Origin of the sequence: Pseudomonas nunensis (genome assembly GCF_024296925.1) — a bacterium.
Lineage (GTDB): Bacteria > Pseudomonadota > Gammaproteobacteria > Pseudomonadales > Pseudomonadaceae > Aquipseudomonas > Aquipseudomonas nunensis.
In genome coordinates, this window is the sequence record NZ_CP101125.1 from 546,148 (window position 1) to 562,652 (window position 16,505).

General features: G+C 58.8%; 17 protein-coding genes. 11 read left to right on the forward strand and 6 right to left on the reverse strand.

The annotated features are described in order from the left end of the window. Nucleotides 1–59 precede the first annotated feature (59 nt). Nucleotides 60–914, forward strand: coding sequence for a D-hexose-6-phosphate mutarotase (locus tag NK667_RS02460; RefSeq protein WP_054613752.1), 855 nt, complete (start codon nucleotides 60–62; stop codon nucleotides 912–914). A 118-nt stretch (nucleotides 915–1,032) separates the two neighbouring features. Here NK667_RS02460 and NK667_RS02465 read toward each other — a convergent pair whose 3' ends face one another. Then, on the reverse strand, nucleotides 1,033–1,893 hold the full coding sequence (locus NK667_RS02465) for a MurR/RpiR family transcriptional regulator (protein WP_177331417.1): 861 nt from the start codon (nucleotides 1,891–1,893) through the stop codon (nucleotides 1,033–1,035). Nucleotides 1,894–2,119: 226 nt separating this feature from the next. On the opposite strand from NK667_RS02465, the gene zwf reads away from it, so the two are divergent. The 4 genes from zwf to NK667_RS02485 all read left to right on the forward strand — a co-directional run bounded on the left by zwf (nucleotide 2,120) and on the right by NK667_RS02485 (nucleotide 5,989). Continuing rightward, a complete protein-coding gene (gene zwf, locus NK667_RS02470) occupies nucleotides 2,120–3,589 on the forward strand; it encodes a glucose-6-phosphate dehydrogenase (protein ID WP_054613753.1) in 1,470 nt (489 codons plus the stop codon). After that, nucleotides 3,576–4,289 carry a 6-phosphogluconolactonase gene (gene pgl / locus NK667_RS02475; RefSeq protein ID WP_054613754.1) on the forward strand — a complete coding sequence of 238 codons (714 nt, stop codon included), beginning with the start codon at nucleotides 3,576–3,578 and terminating at the stop codon, nucleotides 4,287–4,289. The genes zwf and pgl overlap by 14 nt, the downstream gene beginning before the upstream one ends. A 17-nt stretch (nucleotides 4,290–4,306) precedes the next feature. Then, the gene (locus tag NK667_RS02480) at nucleotides 4,307–4,972 is read left to right on the forward strand and encodes a bifunctional 4-hydroxy-2-oxoglutarate aldolase/2-dehydro-3-deoxy-phosphogluconate aldolase (RefSeq protein ID WP_054044913.1); all 666 of its coding nucleotides are present in this window, start codon (nucleotides 4,307–4,309) and stop codon (nucleotides 4,970–4,972) included. A gap of 294 nt (nucleotides 4,973–5,266) precedes the next feature. Next, on the forward strand, nucleotides 5,267–5,989 hold the full coding sequence (locus NK667_RS02485) for an intradiol ring-cleavage dioxygenase (RefSeq protein ID WP_054613755.1): 723 nt from the start codon (nucleotides 5,267–5,269) through the stop codon (nucleotides 5,987–5,989). Between the two features lie 9 nt (nucleotides 5,990–5,998). Here NK667_RS02485 and NK667_RS02490 read toward each other — a convergent pair whose 3' ends face one another. Next, a complete protein-coding gene (locus tag NK667_RS02490) occupies nucleotides 5,999–7,180 on the reverse strand; it encodes an aminotransferase class V-fold PLP-dependent enzyme (RefSeq protein ID WP_054613756.1) in 1,182 nt (393 codons plus the stop codon). A 16-nt stretch (nucleotides 7,181–7,196) separates the two neighbouring features. Then, nucleotides 7,197–7,433, reverse strand: coding sequence for a DUF3820 family protein (locus NK667_RS02495; protein ID WP_007949456.1), 237 nt, complete (start codon nucleotides 7,431–7,433; stop codon nucleotides 7,197–7,199). A 203-nt stretch (nucleotides 7,434–7,636) separates the two neighbouring features. Here NK667_RS02495 and NK667_RS02500 point away from each other — a divergent pair, with 203 nt between their 5' ends. Further along, the gene (locus NK667_RS02500) at nucleotides 7,637–8,104 is read left to right on the forward strand and encodes a PA2169 family four-helix-bundle protein (RefSeq protein ID WP_054044908.1); all 468 of its coding nucleotides are present in this window, start codon (nucleotides 7,637–7,639) and stop codon (nucleotides 8,102–8,104) included. Nucleotides 8,105–8,302: 198 nt separating this feature from the next. On the opposite strand, the gene NK667_RS02505 is transcribed toward NK667_RS02500, so the two are convergent. Next, nucleotides 8,303–8,773, reverse strand: coding sequence for a MaoC family dehydratase (locus NK667_RS02505; protein ID WP_054044906.1), 471 nt, complete (start codon nucleotides 8,771–8,773; stop codon nucleotides 8,303–8,305). Nucleotides 8,774–8,827: 54 nt separating this feature from the next. Further along, entirely contained in the window at nucleotides 8,828–9,772 is a 945-nt protein-coding gene (locus NK667_RS02510) for an alpha/beta hydrolase (RefSeq protein ID WP_054044904.1), read from the reverse strand. A 226-nt stretch (nucleotides 9,773–9,998) separates the two neighbouring features. Between NK667_RS02510 and fadD2 the strand changes: the two genes are divergently transcribed. Next, a complete protein-coding gene (gene fadD2 / locus NK667_RS02515; RefSeq protein WP_054613757.1) occupies nucleotides 9,999–11,687 on the forward strand; it encodes a long-chain-fatty-acid--CoA ligase FadD2 in 1,689 nt (562 codons plus the stop codon). Nucleotides 11,688–12,084: 397 nt separating this feature from the next. Continuing rightward, a complete protein-coding gene (gene fadD1, locus NK667_RS02520) occupies nucleotides 12,085–13,776 on the forward strand; it encodes a long-chain-fatty-acid--CoA ligase FadD1 (protein WP_054044900.1) in 1,692 nt (563 codons plus the stop codon). 159 nt (nucleotides 13,777–13,935) lie between these two features. On the opposite strand, the gene NK667_RS02525 is transcribed toward fadD1, so the two are convergent. Continuing rightward, a complete protein-coding gene (locus NK667_RS02525; protein WP_046032015.1) occupies nucleotides 13,936–14,313 on the reverse strand; it encodes a hypothetical protein in 378 nt (125 codons plus the stop codon). Between the two features lie 200 nt (nucleotides 14,314–14,513). Between NK667_RS02525 and NK667_RS02530 the strand changes: the two genes are divergently transcribed. The 3 genes from NK667_RS02530 (at nucleotide 14,514) to def (ending at nucleotide 16,373) form a co-directional block, all read left to right on the forward strand. Next, nucleotides 14,514–14,705, forward strand: a complete 192-nt coding sequence (locus NK667_RS02530) for a CsbD family protein (RefSeq protein ID WP_054044898.1) — start codon at nucleotides 14,514–14,516, stop codon at nucleotides 14,703–14,705. Nucleotides 14,706–14,880: 175 nt separating this feature from the next. After that, nucleotides 14,881–15,831: a YihY/virulence factor BrkB family protein gene (locus NK667_RS02535; protein ID WP_054044897.1), complete on the forward strand. Its 951-nt coding sequence runs from the start codon at nucleotides 14,881–14,883 to the stop codon at nucleotides 15,829–15,831. A 2-nt stretch (nucleotides 15,832–15,833) separates the two neighbouring features. Beyond that, nucleotides 15,834–16,373 carry a peptide deformylase gene (def, locus tag NK667_RS02540; protein WP_054044896.1) on the forward strand — a complete coding sequence of 180 codons (540 nt, stop codon included), beginning with the start codon at nucleotides 15,834–15,836 and terminating at the stop codon, nucleotides 16,371–16,373. Nucleotides 16,374–16,505: the final 132 nt, after the last annotated feature.

The window sequence follows — 16,505 nt, forward strand, 5'->3', positions numbered from 1 at the left end:
CAGTGGTTCACTGGGCACCAAAGTAATGAGTACACCCATGATTTTCAGGACCGTGGCACATGCATGAGCATCCGCTACAACGCTTCTTCAAATCCTTGCGCGAACGTCCGGTGTTTGCGTGGGAGCGCTATCAGATGCGCGACGTGCTGGTGATCGATCATCCGCTGTGCCAGGCGGTGTTCAGTCGCCAGGGCGCGCAGTTGCTGCACTTTCAGCCTACAGGGCAAAAACCCTGGTTGTGGTGCGCGGCGAAGTGGCCGCACGTGGGTGCGATTCGTGGCGGGGTGCCGGTGTGCTGGCCGTGGTTCGGCCGTCACCCGAGTGAAAACGCCTGGCCGTCCCATGGCTGGGCGCGGCTACTGGACTGGAAGTTGCTCGACAGCAGCACTGATGACGATGGCGTGCGCTTGCACTGGCAACTTCAGTTGTGTGACTGGACGGTTGACCTGCACGCACACCTGGGTGAACGCATGGATTTGCGCCTGAGCACCGAGCATCAAGACAGCCTGCCATGCCAATTGAGCCAGGCGTTGCATGCCTATTGGCGTATTGGTGACGTGAGTGAGATAGCGCTGTCTGGGCTCGACGGGGCGCAGGGTTACGATCAGCTGAGTCGCCAGGTGTGTCAGCAGGAAGGCGAATTACGGGTTGATGGCGGCTGTCAGCGGGTGTTCCAGCATGACGGCGAATTGCAGCTCAAGGACCACGCCTGGCAGCGGGAATTGTGCATCGACACCGGCGATGATGCGGACACGGTGGTCTGGCACCCGGGTTCACGACCGTTGCTGGGGGTGAGCTGGAACGAGGTGTTGGAGTTTGTTTGCGTGGAAGCGGCCAGCGGCGGCACCGACAGCCTGAGCCTGGCGCCGGGGGAGCGGGCGCATTTGAGTTTGCAGGCGCGGGTTGGGGCTTAACGCAAGATCAAAAGATCGCAGCCTCGTTTCACTCGACAGCTCCTACATGGGATCGCGTATCCCTGTAGGAGCGAGGCTTGCCCGCGAAGAGGTCAGATCAGGCAACAAAAATGTTGGACTAATTAAACTCGTCACCCACCGGATACCGGCTCGCATTCAAGCTCTCTTTGATCTTGCGCAGGTGCGGCTGGAAATCCACCCCGCGGCGCAAGGTCATGCCCGTTGCCAACACGTCGAGCACCGTCAGCTGAATAATCCGCGAGGTCATCGGCATATAGATGTCAGTGTCTTCCGGCAGTGGAATATTCAGGCTCAAGGTACTGGCCTTGGCCAATGGCGAACCCTCGGCGGTCAAGCCCAACACCGAAGCACCGTTCTCCCGGGCGATGCGCGCCACTTCCACCAGCTCGCGGGTGCGGCCGGTGTAGGAAATGATCACGAACAACTCACCGGTATGCGCCACCGAGGCAATCATGCGTTGCATCAGCACATCGGCGTGGGCGGTGACGGCGAGGTTGAAACGGAAGAACTTGTGCTGCGCGTCCAGCGCCACTGGGGCCGAAGCGCCGAGGCCGAAGAAGTGGATCTGCCGCGCCTGGATCAACAGATCGACGGCGCGGCTGATCAGGTTCGGGTCGAGGGCCTGGCACGCGCTGTCCAGCGAAGCGATGGCACTGCCGAAGATCTTCTGGGTGTAGGCTTCAGGATTGTCATCGGCCTCGACCGCACGGCTGACATACGCCGCGCCACTGGCCAGGCTCTGCGCCAGTTGCAGTTTGAGTTCCGGGTAACCGCTGACGCCGAATGAACGGCAGAAACGGTTGACCGTCGGCTCGCTGACCTTGGAGGCCTGGGCGAGGGCGGCGATGCTGAACCGGGTGGCCTGCTGTGGATTGAGCAGGATCACTTCGGCGACTTTGCGTTCGGCCTTGTTCAGGTCTTCAAGGCGATTCTGGATTTGTTCCAGTAAATTTCGCACGCGGTCCATAGATGTTCCTTAAGTCAGCAGCGCAAACAAGCAGTCTGCTATGCAAAAAGGGCCTTTGATGCGGCCCGTAACGGTGGCCTATCCTACTGATGGCTCCGACCGACCACCACTCGGAATCTGTATTTTGCGAAAATGTTGTGGTTATTACTACATTTTCCCTTGAGTGATGCCTTGAAAAAAGGTATTTGTAGCTTAACTTGATAAAAGAACAAACATCATGCCTTCGATTACGGTTGAACCGTGCACCTTTGCCTTGTTCGGCGCCCTCGGCGACCTGGCCTTGCGCAAACTGTTTCCTGCCCTCTATCAACTGGACGGCGCCGGCCTGTTGCACGAGGACACGCGCATTATCGCGCTGGCCCGTGAACCCGGCAGCGAGCAGCAACACTTGGCGTTCATCGCCTCGGAAATGCGCCGCTACGTCGATGCCAAAGAGCTGGACGAAGCTGTAGTCGAACGCTTCCTCGCTCGTTTGAGCTACCTGCACGTCGACTTCCTCAAATCTGAAGACTACGTCGCCCTGGCCGAACAGGCCGGCAGCGCGCAGCGCGTGATTGCCTACTTCGCCACGCCGGCAGCCGTTTACGGCGCGATCTGCGAGAACCTGTCGAAGGTTGGCCTGAGCGAGAAAACCCGCGTGGTGCTGGAAAAACCCATCGGTTCGGACCTGGAATCCTCGCGTACCGTCAACGACGCCGTGGCGGCGTTCTTCCCGGAGAACCGCACCTACCGCATCGACCACTACCTGGGCAAAGAAACCGTCCAGAACCTGATCGCCCTGCGTTTCGCCAACAGCCTGTTCGAAACCCAGTGGAACCAGAATTACATTTCCCACGTGGAAATCACCGTGGCCGAGAAGGTCGGGATCGAAGGCCGTTGGGGTTACTTCGACAAGGCTGGCCAGCTGCGGGACATGATCCAGAATCACCTGCTGCAACTGCTCTGCCTGATCGCCATGGACCCGCCGGCCGACCTGTCCGCCGACAGCATCCGTGACGAGAAAGTCAAAGTGCTCAAGGCCCTGGCGCCGATCAGCCCGGAAGGCCTGACCACTCAGGTGGTTCGCGGCCAGTACATCGCCGGTTACAGCGAAGGCAAACCGGTGCCGGGTTATCTGGAAGAACCGAATTCCAACACCCAGAGCGACACTGAAACCTTCGTCGCCCTGCGTGCCGATATCCGCAACTGGCGTTGGGCTGGCGTGCCGTTTTACCTGCGCACCGGCAAGCGCATGCCGCAGAAGCTGTCGCAGATCGTCATCCACTTCAAGGAGCCGTCGCACTACATCTTCGCCCCCGAGCAGCGCCTGCAAATCAGCAACAAGCTGATTATCCGCCTGCAACCGGACGAAGGCATCTCCTTGCGCGTGATGACCAAAGAACAAGGCCTGGACAAGGGCATGCAGCTGCGTAGCGGTCCGTTGCAGCTGAATTTTTCCGACACTTATCGCAGCGCACGGATCCCCGATGCCTACGAGCGGTTGTTGCTGGAAGTAATGCGGGGCAATCAGAACCTGTTTGTCCGTAAAGATGAAATCGAAGCCGCGTGGAAGTGGTGTGACCAGTTGATCGCCGGATGGAAAAAATCCGGTGATGCGCCCAAGCCGTACGCGGCCGGGTCCTGGGGACCGATGAGCTCCATTGCACTGATCACGCGGGACGGGAGGTCGTGGTATGGCGATATCTGATTTGAAACTGCCTCAGGGCGTCAGCGCCCATGAGTTCAAGAGCCCGGTGCTGTTGGCTGAAGGCCTGGCGCTGAATGTGGCCAAGCAACTGAGCGAGGCCATCGACGCACGCGGCACGGCGACCCTGGTGGTTTCCGGTGGCCGCAGCCCGGTGGCGTTCTTTCAGCACCTGGCCAAGCAGACGCTGGACTGGTCCAAGGTCGTCGTGACCCTGGCCGACGAGCGCTGGGTGCCGGTGGAACACGCCGACAGCAATGCCGGTCTTCTCAAGCGTTATCTGCTGCAAGGCCCGGCGGCCAAGGCCAAGTTTTTGAGCCTTTACAGCGCCACCGCCAACCTTGAGCTGGCGGCCGAGCAGGCTGACCGCTTGCTGGCAGAGTTGCCGGCGATCGACGTGCTGATTCTGGGCATGGGCGACGACGGGCATACCGCCTCGCTGTTCCCGAACAGCCCGAACCTGGCCGATGCATTGAAAGTCGATGGCACACGCCGTTGTTACCCGATGCTGGCGCCGACCGTGCCGCATCAGCGCTTGACCATGAGCCGCGCGCTGCTGGCTTCGGCCACGAACACCGTTCTATCGATTTCCGGTCAGTCCAAGCTGACTACTTTGAGTGCCGCATTGGCCGGTGACGATGTCGCCGCCATGCCGATTCGCGCGTTTCTGCAACCTACGTTAGAGATTTACTGGTGCCCATGAGCCAAGGATCAGCCGCTATGACAAACACATCCCCGACCGTTTCCATGGCGGACAAAGTTGCCCTGATCGACAGCCTCTGCGCTAAGGCGCGGATTTTGCCGGTGATCACCATCGCTCGCGAACAGGACGTTCTGCCACTGGCCGACGCCCTGGCCGCCGGTGGCCTGACCGCCCTGGAAGTGACCCTGCGTTCGCAGTTCGGCCTCAAAGCCATCCAGATCCTGCGCGAGCAGCGTCCGGAACTGGTGACCGGTGCCGGCACTGTGCTTGATCGCAGCATGCTCGCCGCCGCCGAAAGGGCCGGTTCGCAATTCATCGTCACCCCGGGCATTACCCGTGACTTGCTCGAAGCCAGTGTCGACAGCCCGATCCCGCTGTTGCCCGGCATCAGCAACGCCTCCGGCATCATGGAAGGCTATGGCCTGGGTTATCGCCGCTTCAAGCTGTTCCCGGCGGAAGTCAGCGGCGGCGTCGCGGCTATCAAGGCACTTGGCGGTCCATTCGGCGAAGTTAAATTCTGCCCGACTGGCGGCGTCAGCCCGGCCAATATCAAGAGCTACATGGCGTTGAAAAACGTGATGTGCGTGGGCGGTAGCTGGATGCTTGATCCGGAGTGGATCAAGAATGGCGACTGGGCCCGCATTCAGGAATGCACCGCCGAGGCATTGGCGCTGCTGGACTGATGCAGTTGGATTGATAGTTTTACCTGACACTTCGTTGTGTGTTCTACGGCTTTACGGTGCGCTTGGTCGGTGCACCGTTTTTTTTTGCCTCAAAAAAATCCCGCGCAACACATGCCCCTGTAGGAGCGAGGCTTGCCCGCGAAGACGTCATCACATCCACCGCAAAGGTTGAATGTCAGACCGCTTTCGCGAGCAAGCTTCGCTCCTACAGAAAACATTCCCCGATACATAGTTACCGCATCCCGCCCGGCATCTCTCTCTATCCTTGAATCATCTTATGGAAGAGAGAACCTCATGGATGACACCTCTGCTACTCCCCGCGAAACCGTCTGCCTGCTCTCCCCGGAGCAGATTGCCGGTCCCTATTTCCGCAATCCGAAACTCATCAGAAAAAACATCAGCGAAGGCCAGGACGGCATTCCCCTGGTGTTGCGCCTGGCGATTGTCGATGCCATGACCGGCGAGCCGGTGAGCGGCGCGCTGGTGGATATCTGGCATTGCAACGCCCGGGGTTCGTACTCGGGCTGGAGCCGGATCAATCCGGACCTTGAAGTCGATGCCGGTGACATCGGCGCGATTGCGCGCACCGACGACGACACTTACCTGCGCGGCGGGCAATTCAGTGACAACAAGGGCATGGTGCGGTTTACCACGATCTATCCGGGCTTCTATGCCGGTCGCGCACTGCACATTCACGTGGCGGTGCGCATCACCGGCGGCAACAACTATCTGGAAGAGCGGCATGTCGCCTGGGTCGGTCAGCTGTACTTTCCCGAAGTGGCCTCCAGATCGGTGCTGAGCGCCAGGGAGTACAAGGGCCGGAGCGTGTCGCCGCTGAGCAACGATCAGGATCATTACTACGGGAACATGGGCGGTGACGCCTCGACCCTGATCGTTCACAGCATCGGTCGAGACACCACGGAGGACGGCTTCTTCGGGCACATGACCATCGGCATCGACACCTTTGCGGTGTCGACCCAGATCAAGCCCGAGGACTTCGACAAGTACACGGTGTGAACGCTGCTATCAGCGCAGCTCGGTCAGCGCCTGGGTCAGCAGGTCCATGTCGGCGGCGGTGGTGGTCAGCCCCGGTGTGATGCGGATGCACGGCCCGAACGCCGCACCGCTGCGGGCCACGGTGAACAGGTTGTAGTCGTTGAGCAGCCGCTCGACCATCACTTGCTGATCAGCGTGGCGGGTAAAGCGCATCGAGGTGATGCCGCAGTACAGTCGGGGATCGTCCGGGGTCATGACTTCGATGCCCGGCAAGTCGCGCACGGCGTTGACCCAGCGGTTACGCAGGTAATCGAGCCGTGCGCCCTTGGCGGCAGAACCGCCCATGGCCAGATGCTCCTCGAACACCAGTGGCAGGGTCATCAGCGCTGGAATGTTCGGCGTGCTGTAGGGCGTGCGGGATCGAATGTCATTGATCGGGAAATGCATCTCGCCCATGTCCGGGTCGATATCCGTCAGGCGTTGCGGCGCGATGTAAATGAACCCCAGGGTCAGCGGTGCGCCGATCCATTTGTGCAGGTTGTACCCGGCAAAGGCGATGCCCAGGGTTTCCAGATCGAAGTCGATCTGGCCCAGGGCATGGGCACCGTCGAGGATCACATCGACCCCGTGTTCCTTGGCGAGTGCCGCAATTGCCTGCACCGGCATCACCAGGCCGGAGCGGTGGGTGACGTGGGTCAGGGCCATCAGCTTGAGCCGTGGATAACGCACGAAGGCTTCGCGGTAGCTGGCCAGCAAGCTTTCGAAGGTGGCCGGGTGCTGGTGATCGATTTCGATCACTTCCACGCCGCGATGGCGAGCCAGCCAACGCATGGCGCCCTTGACCGTGTCGTATTCCAGATCGCACAGCAGCACCTGATCGCCGGGCTGCAAACGGTTGTAGTTGCGGATCAGCGACTGCAGGCCGTCCGAGGCGTTGCGGGTGAGGGCGACGGAGTGCGCGCGCACGCCAATCATCTCAGCGAGTTGCGCACGAATATCCAGGCTTTCGATCTGTTCAAAGCGTTGGCGCACATGCACCGAGTTGCTGCGGTTAATCAGCTCGATATTGCGCTGGTATTCCTCGACCACCGTGCGCGACATGCGCCCGAAGTAACCGTTCTCCAGATTGATGGGGCCAGGTTCGACAGAGTAACGATCGGCAAAGGTCTGCCAGAAAGCTTCATCACGGGCGCGGCGGGTGTTTTCGGGCATGGGCTACTCAATCAGTTCAGTGGCGGGGCGCAGGCTTGCCATGTTTGGCGCGTAGTGGTTCGAGCAGTTCGGACAAACCGTTGTGGTCGATTTCCTGCATCAGTGCAAGCAAACCGCCCAGTTCACCGTGGGGGAAACCTTCGCGGGCGAACCAGTTCAGGTACTGGCCGGGGAGGTCGGCGATAATGCGTCCCTTGTATTTGCCAAAGGGCATTTCGCGGGTAATCAGCAGTTCGAGCTTTTCAGGATTCATCAATCAGTCGTCTTGATTCAAACAGCCTCGAAAATACAGGCATTCTGCATGCAGGCCAAATGACAGATCATGCAAATAAAGCGGATACAGATATTGGCTGTAAAACTAAACTATTGAAAAATAAGGAATAAATTCTCAATTCAAAGCTGGCATGCAGGCTGCAATAGTTATTGCATCTCTCATCAACCCGCGAGGAATTGAAAATGACCGACGTGAATAAAGAAGCCATCTCTGTACTCAACGACCTGATCGAAACCAGTAAAGACGGTCAGGAAGGGTTCAAGACTTGCGCTGAAGACATCAAGCATCCAGAACTGAAAACCCTGTTCGTTACTCGTTCTGCCGATTGCGCCACCGCCGCTGCTGAACTGCAGTCTGCTGTACGTTCGCTGGGCGGGGATCCGGAAACTTCCACCAGCGTCAGCGGTGACCTGCACCGTCGCTGGGTTGACGTGAAAGCGATGTTCACCGGCAAAGATGAAGAAGCCGTGCTGAACGAAGCCGAACGCGGTGAAGACCACGCGCTGAAAGCCTACAAGGAAGCGCTGGAAAAAATCACCAAGCACAACCTGGTGGGCATTCGTGACCTGGTTGAACGTCAGTACCACGGCGTGCAACGCAACCACGACCAAGTGAAAGCCCTGCGTAACCAGGCGCGTGCTCGTTCTTAAGCAGTCGTCGCTGTAACAAAAAACGCCAGCTAGTCTGGCGTTTTTTTGTGCCCGGAATTCAGCGCCAGGCAAAAGTTCGAGGTGAGGCCATTCGCGAGCAAGCCCGCTCCCACATTAGATCGTCAGCGGGCACAGAGTTAGTGTTCACGCAGATCCATTGTGGGAGCGGGCTTGCTCGCGAATCGCTCCGAAAGAGTTTCAGCCGATGCTGATCGCCGGCAACACAGGCAAGGTCACGGTCTGCTGCTTACGCGGCGCCAGAATCTCCGCCTCGCCATCCACCACCAATTCATCACGCTGGTTGAACACGCGAGTGGCAATCCGCACGCGAAACTTCGGCAGTTTCTCGAGAATTTCCAGACGCACGGTCAAGGTGTCGCCGATTTTCACCGGTTTCTGGAAGCTCATCTGCTGACCGATATAGATAGTGCCCGGCCCAGGCAACTCGCAGGCCACCGCAGCACTGATCAGCGCGCCGCTGAACATACCGTGGGCGATGCGCTCCTTGAACATGGTGCCAGCGGCGAATTCTGCGTCCAGGTGCACCGGGTTGTGGTCGCCGGACATCGCGGCGAACAGCTGAATATCACGCTCTTCTACGGTCTTGCTGTAGCTGGCGGTCTGACCGACTTCAAGGGCTTCGTAAGGGGTGTTGGTAACCTGGGTCATCTGTCTCAATTCCTGTGACGAATTAAAAATCCACAAAAAAAACTATTCGAAAAACTACTCGGTTCTGGCCGGGCGGCGGTGGCTGAGCGCCTGGGCGATCCAATTCAATACGTCGGCGATCACTTCATCGCGGTTGCTCTCGTTGAACAGTTCGTGACGTGCCTGCGGGTAGATATTCAATTGCAGGTTCTGGCTGCCGGCCGTGCGCAATGCATGGGCCAGATCTTTGAGACGCTTGCCTTCACTCACCGGATCACATTCGCCGCCCATCACCAGCAAGGGCAGGCCCGGATCGACCTGGGCGAGATTGGACGCTTTGCTGATTTGCTGCAAGCCGCCGAGCAAGTCGATCCACAGTTGATTGGTGCAACGAAAGCCGCAAAGCGGGTCGTTGGCGTACAGATCGACTTGCGCCGGGTCGCGGCTCAGCCAGTCGAATTTGGTGCGCGCCGGTTTGAATTTTTTGTTGAACGAGCCGAACGACAGGAATTCGATCAGCGCGCTGCGCCCCTTCGGTCCCTGGCGCAGGCGTTCAAGCCGGGCGATTTGCCGCGCTGCGCGATAAAGCGCCACGGGCTGGAAGTTCGAGCCGCTGAGGATCGCGCCGTGCAGGCTGGCGCTGTGGTGCAGCAGATAGGCCTGGGCGATGTAGCTGCCCATGCTGTGGCCCAACAATATGATCGGCATGCCGGGGTGTTGCTGGCCGATGTACTGGTTGAGGCTGGCGAGATCGCCGACAACCTTGCACCAGCCATCGTCATCGGCAAAATGCCCGAGCGTGCCGTTATCGGCAGTTTTGCCATGTCCACGCAAGTCCGGTGCGTACACGCCGTAGCCTTGTTCGCAGAGTTTTTCCGCGAGTCGGGCGTAGCGACCGCTGTGCTCGGCCATGCCATGCGCCAGCAAAATCACGGCTTTCAACGGCGGGGCCGGCAGCCATTGGTTGACGAAGAGGCGGCTGTGATCACTCGCGGTCAGCCAGAAAGTGTCGTGGATCATGGCGATTCCTTTGCACGATGTGGTTGCATTGTATAGCGCATCCCACGCTTGCCGTCTGATCAGCCCACGCCACCCTAGGAAGATTCACACGATCTATGACGGTGTTGGCCGTATTTGCCTGATTCGCCATAACTGCTAGTGTCCGTGAAGCTCCGCTTTTTGCTTTTTGTTTCTCAGGAATGACAGAAAAGCGGCCAAGGTGATTCAGGTAAAGAGGACAAGAACAATGCAACCTGATTTCTGGAATGATAAACGCCCGGCCGGCGTGCCCCTGGACATCGATCTTGGGGTCTATAAGTCGGTGATCGAGGTGTTCGAGCGTTCCTGCAAGAAATTCGCGGATCGCCCGGCCTTCAGCAACATGGGCGTGACCCTGACCTACGCCGAGCTCGAGCGCTACAGCGCCGCATTCGCCGGTTACCTGCAAGCCCACACCGACCTCGCGCCGGGGGATCGCATCGCGGTGCAGATGCCCAACGTCCTGCATTACCCGATTGCCGTGTTTGGCGCATTGCGCGCCGGGCTGATCGTGGTCAACACCAACCCGCTGTACACCCCGCGGGAGATGCGTCATCAGTTCAAGGATTCCGGTGCCCGGGCGCTGGTGTACCTGAACATGTTCGGGGCCAAGGTCCAGGAAGTGCTGGCCGACACCGACATCCAGTACCTGATCGAAGCGAAGATGGGCGACCTGATGCCCGCCGCCAAGGGCTGGCTGGTCAATACGATGGTGAGCAAGGTCAAGAAAATGGTCCCGGACTATGCCTTGCCCCAGGCCATCTCCTTCAAGAGTACGCTGCGCCTCGGCCGGGGCCTGGGCATCAAGCCGCTGAAGGTTGGCCTCGACGACATCGCGGTGCTGCAATACACCGGCGGCACCACCGGCCTGGCCAAGGGCGCAATGCTGACGCACGGCAACTTGGTGGCGAACATGCAACAGGCGCGCGCCTGTCTGGGCCAGTTCGGCAATGACGGTCAGCCGCTGCTGCGCGAAGGCCAGGAAGTGATGATCGCGCCGCTGCCGCTTTACCATATCTATGCCTTCACAGCGAACTGCATGTGCATGATGGTGACCGGCAACCACAACGTGCTGATCACCAATCCGCGCGACATCAAGGGCTTTATCAAGGAACTGAAGAACTGGCGGTTCTCGGCGTTGCTGGGGCTCAACACGCTGTTCGTCGCGCTGATGGATCACCCGGACTTCAAGACCCTGGATTTCTCCAGCCTCAAGCTCACCAACTCTGGCGGCACCGCGCTGGTCAAGGCCACTGCCGAGCGTTGGGAACAACTCACCGGTTGCCGCATTACCGAAGGCTACGGCCTGACCGAAACCTCGCCCGTGGCCTGCACCAACCCGTATGGCGACAAGTCGCGGATCGGCACGGTCGGCCTGCCAGTGCCGGGCACCACGCTGAAAGTCATCAATGACGAAGGCGTCGAGCAGCCATTGGGCGAGCGCGGCGAGTTGTGCATCAAGGGCCCGCAGATCATGAAGGGCTACTGGAACAAACCCGAGGCCACCGCCGAAGTGCTGGATGCCGAGGGTTGGTTCAAGTCGGGTGACATCGGGGTCATTGATCCGGATGGTTTCGTGCGCATCGTCGATCGCAAGAAAGACATGATCATCGTCTCGGGCTTCAACGTGTACCCGAACGAAATCGAAGACGTGGTGATGGCCCACCCGAAAGTCGCCAACTGCGCGGTGATCGGCGTGCCGGATGAACGTTCGGGGGAGGCGGTGAAGTTGTTTGTGGTGGCCCGGGAATCCGGGGTCAGCCTTGAAGAGTTGAAGGCTTACTGCAAAGAAAACTTCACCGCGTACAAAGTGCCCAAGCACATTGTGTTGCGCGAGTCGTTGCCGATGACGCCGGTGGGCAAGATTCTGCGGCGGGAGTTGCGCGATATCGCGTAACCGGTATTCCATGTGGGAGCGGGCTTGCTCGCGAAGGCGGTATGTCAGTCATCCTTTATTTGGATGACACACTGCCTTCGCGAGCAAGCCCGCTCCCACATTGGGATGTCGCCAACCTGATAGCAATTCTTTGGAGGCTCTAAACCCCCAATTTCAGGGCCTTCCAGGCTTCTATAGAATTTTTGCTCTAAAATGACTGCTTGCTGTTCTTGAGTCATCAAAGTGACTGTAGAGGCTACTTTTGGCTCTAGTCGGCCCTTGGCAAAGCTGCTACTCTCGGCGCGCTTTTGTGACTTCTCGGCCTATCTAAAAGCCAGACTCACCAATAAAAAACACACACCAATAATAATCGCATCAAATGCGGTGATGAATTCGCGTTGCTGAGGAGTGGGCTTCCATGATCGAAGACTTTTGGAAGGATAAGTACCCTGCCGGGATTGCTGCCGACATCAATCCAGACGAGTATCCGAATATTCAGGCAGTGTTGAAGCAGTCCTGCCAACGCTTCGCTAACAAACCGGCATTCAGCAACCTGGGCAAGACAATCACCTACGGTGAACTGTACGAATTGTCCGGTGCCTTTGCCGCTTACCTGCAGCAGCATACCGACTTGCAGCCCGGTGATCGAATCGCCGTGCAGTTGCCCAACGTGTTGCAGTACCCGGTAGCCGTTTTCGGTGCGATTCGCGCCGGGCTGATCGTGGTCAACACCAACCCGCTGTACACCGCGCGGGAGATGGAACACCAATTCAACGACTCCGGTGCCAAAGCCCTGGTCTGCCTGGCCAACATGGCGCATCTGGCCCAGACCGTCGTGCCGAAAACCGGCGTCAAGCACGTGATCGTCACCGAAGTGGCCGACCTGCTGCCACCGCTCAAACGCCTGCTGATCAACAGCGTCATCAAGTACGTGAAGAAGATGGTCCCGGCGTATCACTTGCCCAAGGCCGTCAAGTTCAACGACGTGCTGAGCAAGGGCCATGGCCAGCCAGTGGCTGAAGCCAACCCGGACAGCGGCGATGTCGCGGTGCTGCAATACACCGGCGGCACCACCGGCGTGGCCAAGGGCGCGATGCTGACCCACCGCAACCTGGTGGCGAACATGCTGCAGTGCAAGGCACTGATGGGTTCCAACCTCAATGAAGGTTGCGAGATCCTGATCACGCCGCTGCCGCTGTATCACATCTACGCCTTCACCTTTCATTGCATGGCGATGATGCTGATCGGCAACCACAACGTCCTGATCAGCAACCCGCGCGACCTCACGGCGATGGTCAAGGAACTGTCGAAGTGGAAGTTCAGCGGTTTTGTTGGCCTGAACACGCTGTTCGTGGCGCTGTGCAATAACGAAGCGTTCCGCAAGCTGGACTTCTCGGCGCTGAAAGTCACCCTGTCCGGCGGCATGGCCCTGCAACTGGCCGCGGCCGAGCGCTGGAAAGCGGTCACCGGTTGTGGCATCTGCGAAGGTTACGGCATGACCGAAACCAGCCCGGTGGCCACGGTCAACCCGATCCAGCACATCCAGATCGGCACCATCGGGATTCCGGTGCCTTCGACCCTGTGCAAAGTCATCGACGATGCCGGCGTTGAACAGCCGCTGGGCGAAATCGGTGAGTTGTGCGTGAAAGGCCCGCAAGTCATGAAGGGCTACTGGCAGCGCCAGGACGCCACCGATGAAATGCTCGACAGCGAGGGCTGGTTGAAGACCGGCGACATCGCGCTGATCCAGCCGGACGGCTACATGCGTATTGTCGATCGCAAGAAAGACATGATCCTGGTCTCCGGTTTCAACGTGTACCCGAATGAGCTCGAAGACGTGCTGGCGACCCTGCCGGGCGTGCTGCAATGCGCAGCCATCGGCGTACCGGACGAGAAGTCGGGTGAGGCGATCAAGATCTTCATCGTCGTCAAGCCGGGCGTGACCCTGACCAAGGAAACGGTGATGGAGCACATGCGCGCCAACGTCACTGGCTACAAGGTCCCGCGCTCCGTGGAGTTCCGCGACGCGCTGCCGACCACCAACGTCGGCAAGATCCTGCGTCGCGAACTGCGTGACGAAGAGCTGAAGAAGCTGGGCTTGAAGAAGTAAGCCCCGCTTGAAACACAAAAGCCCCGCAGAGATGCGGGGCTTTTTGTTGTTGGCCTGGAGAGCTTCAGCGTCTGTCAGATCGCTTTCGCGAGCAAGCCCGCTCCCACAATTGGAATGCGTTTCCCTGTGGGAGCGGGCTTGCTCGCGAAGTTTTTGCCTTTAGAGGCGGAACGGCGCGAAGTTGACGTTGGTACCCGCCGGGCGCATGTCCTGCAGGTAGGAGTCCTTGTCGGCGCTCAGTTCCAGGCTCAGGGCCGCTTTGCGCTTGCCTTCGTTGCGCACCACCAGGCCTTCGAGTTTTTCCCGCAGGAACACCGTCGGCACTTTCAGGTGCAGCAGTTCGTCGGTGTCCGGCGTATGCATCAACAGGTGCACCCACTCGTACTGACCAACGGCCAGGCGCGCCACCGGGATGTCGAACCACCAGATGTTGCGGTTGCGGTTCAATTCGGTGAAATGGCAGTTGTTGACGCCAAGCACAGCACCGCCGAGTTCCTGGTTTCTGCGGGCAATGGCCTGCTTTTTATCGAGTTTCATAACATTCCTACGGGATTGGATCTTCAGCGCCATGGCCTGAATACGTTGCGCATTCTCGGGGGTTGCACGGCAAACATAAAGCCCAACCTTTAATCGGCGATGAAATGTCGCATTGAAAATAAATGAAACTCCGTGCAAACGCCTCCGGTCAATCTTTCTGTAACGACTATGACCCTTGAATTGTTCACAGGAGAAACACCATGAGCAGCACTGGCGATAAAGTTAAAGGCATGGCAAACGAAGCGGTCGGCAACGTCAAGCAAGGCGTCGGCAAGGCCACTGACAACACCAAACTGGAAGTAGAAGGCAAAGTGCAGGAAAAGAAAGGCGAAGCCCAGCAAGCGGTTGGCAAAGCCAAGGACGCGGTCAAGAAAGCGGTCGATAAGTCCTGACGTGTCCGCCCCTTCAGGCACACTGAAACGGCCATCCGCGGATGGCCGTTTTTGTGTCAGCCGCCTCGGTTAAACAACGAAATTGTTTCAAGGTCGCCAAGTAGGCTACTTTGATGTAGAAAACGGCCCCTGAGTCGCCACGACTTCAACCCTTTTGCGGCGAAAGGAGACGCTAATGATTTTCCCGGACATGAAAGGTCTGCCCATCCACCGCGTGATGGTGCGCACGGTCACCGAGTTCATCGATGACGAGATGTCGACCTATGCCTCGGCGTTGGCCTATCAAATGCTGTTCTCGCTGTTCCCCTTCATTCTGTTCCTGATTGCCCTGATCGGTTTCCTGCACCTGCCGGACTTCTTCTCCTGGCTGCGCCTGCAATCGGAACTGGTGTTGCCGCCCCAGGCCCTGGAGCAAGTGAACCCGGTGATCGATCAGTTGCAGCAATCCAAGGGTGGTTTGCTTTCGATCGGTATTGTCATCGCCTTGTACACCGCTTCTGCGGGCGTGCGGCTGATGATGAGCGCGATGAACGCCGCCTACGATGTGGTCGAAGGCCGGCCGGTGTGGAAGCGTTTTCCGCTGTCGATTTTCTACACCATTGGCATCGCCGGCATGCTGCTGGCCGCTGCCGCGTTGATGGTGCTCGGGCCGCAGGTGATGGGCTGGATTGCCGCGCAGGTCGGTCTCGAAGACTTCATCGTCACGGTCTGGACCATCGCGCGCTGGCCGGTGATCGTGATCCTGATGATGGTTGCCGTGGCATTGATCTATTACGTCATGCCCGACGTGCGCCAGGAGTTTCGCTTCATCACGCCGGGCTCGGTACTGGCGGTGGTGGTGTGGATCATCGCCTCGTTGGGTTTTGCGTTTTACGTCAAGACCTTCGCCAACTACAACGCCATGTATGGCAGTATCGGCGCGATCATCGTGCTGTTGCTGTACTTCTACATTTCCGCCGCAGTGCTGTTGCTCGGCGCGGAAATGAATGCGGTGATCGAGCACATGTCGACCGAAGGCAAGGACCCTGGCGAAAAGGTCCCCGGCGAGCACGACCACGAAACCAAACAACACGTATCGGGACTGGGACGGGATCACTCGCTCAAGCCGAACACTGACGAAGCCTGAACATGATCCGTGAAATCCTGAAAATGGGCGACGAGCGCCTGCTGCGTATCGCGCCGCCCGTGCCTGCTGAAATGTTCGACAGCCCTGAATTGTGGCAACTGATCGACGACATGTTCCAGACCATGGAAAGCGTCGGCGGCGTTGGCCTGGCCGCACCGCAGATTGGCGTGGACCTGCAACTGGTGATCTTCGGCTTCGAGCACAGCGAACGTTATCCCGACGCCGAAGCCGTGCCGCAGACGATCCTGATCAATCCGCTGATCACGCCGCTGAGCCCGACCCTGGAAGAAGGTTTCGAAGGTTGCCTGTCGGTGCCGGGCTTGCGCGGTGCGGTGGATCGCTACCAGCACATTCGTTATGAAGGTTTTGATCCCAAGGGCCAGCCGATTACGCGGATCGCCTCGGGGTTTCATGCGCGAGTGGTGCAGCACGAATGCGATCACCTGATCGGCCGTTTGTACCCGTCGCGGATTACCGACTTCACCAAGTTCGGGTTTACCGAAGTGATGTTCCCGGATCTTGATCCCAACGCCGACGATTAACCAAAACTCACCCCAAAACCCAATGTGGGAGCGGGCTTGCTCGCGAAGAGGCCGTATCAGCCAACATTGATGTCGACTGACACACCGCCTTCGCGAGCAAGCCCGCTCCCACAGTTGATCTCCTCAGTTTTT

What these genes read in the sequence shown, in the direction of transcription:
- NK667_RS02460 (WP_054613752.1), top strand. Translation starts at nt 60, where the DNA reads ATGCATGAGCATCCGCTACAACGCTTCTTCAAATCCTTGCGCGAACGT.
- zwf (WP_054613753.1), top strand. Translation starts at nt 2,120, where the DNA reads ATGCCTTCGATTACGGTTGAACCGTGCACCTTTGCCTTGTTCGGCGCC.
- pgl (WP_054613754.1), top strand. Translation starts at nt 3,576, where the DNA reads ATGGCGATATCTGATTTGAAACTGCCTCAGGGCGTCAGCGCCCATGAG.
- NK667_RS02480 (WP_054044913.1), top strand. Translation starts at nt 4,307, where the DNA reads ATGACAAACACATCCCCGACCGTTTCCATGGCGGACAAAGTTGCCCTG.
- NK667_RS02485 (WP_054613755.1), top strand. Translation starts at nt 5,267, where the DNA reads ATGGATGACACCTCTGCTACTCCCCGCGAAACCGTCTGCCTGCTCTCC.
- NK667_RS02490 (WP_054613756.1), bottom strand. Translation starts at nt 7,180, where the DNA reads ATGCCCGAAAACACCCGCCGCGCCCGTGATGAAGCTTTCTGGCAGACC.
- NK667_RS02495 (WP_007949456.1), bottom strand. Translation starts at nt 7,433, where the DNA reads ATGAATCCTGAAAAGCTCGAACTGCTGATTACCCGCGAAATGCCCTTT.
- NK667_RS02500 (WP_054044908.1), top strand. Translation starts at nt 7,637, where the DNA reads ATGACCGACGTGAATAAAGAAGCCATCTCTGTACTCAACGACCTGATC.
- NK667_RS02505 (WP_054044906.1), bottom strand. Translation starts at nt 8,773, where the DNA reads ATGACCCAGGTTACCAACACCCCTTACGAAGCCCTTGAAGTCGGTCAG.
- NK667_RS02510 (WP_054044904.1), bottom strand. Translation starts at nt 9,772, where the DNA reads ATGATCCACGACACTTTCTGGCTGACCGCGAGTGATCACAGCCGCCTC.
- fadD2 (WP_054613757.1), top strand. Translation starts at nt 9,999, where the DNA reads ATGCAACCTGATTTCTGGAATGATAAACGCCCGGCCGGCGTGCCCCTG.
- fadD1 (WP_054044900.1), top strand. Translation starts at nt 12,085, where the DNA reads ATGATCGAAGACTTTTGGAAGGATAAGTACCCTGCCGGGATTGCTGCC.
- NK667_RS02525 (WP_046032015.1), bottom strand. Translation starts at nt 14,313, where the DNA reads ATGAAACTCGATAAAAAGCAGGCCATTGCCCGCAGAAACCAGGAACTC.
- NK667_RS02530 (WP_054044898.1), top strand. Translation starts at nt 14,514, where the DNA reads ATGAGCAGCACTGGCGATAAAGTTAAAGGCATGGCAAACGAAGCGGTC.
- NK667_RS02535 (WP_054044897.1), top strand. Translation starts at nt 14,881, where the DNA reads ATGATTTTCCCGGACATGAAAGGTCTGCCCATCCACCGCGTGATGGTG.
- def (WP_054044896.1), top strand. Translation starts at nt 15,834, where the DNA reads ATGATCCGTGAAATCCTGAAAATGGGCGACGAGCGCCTGCTGCGTATC.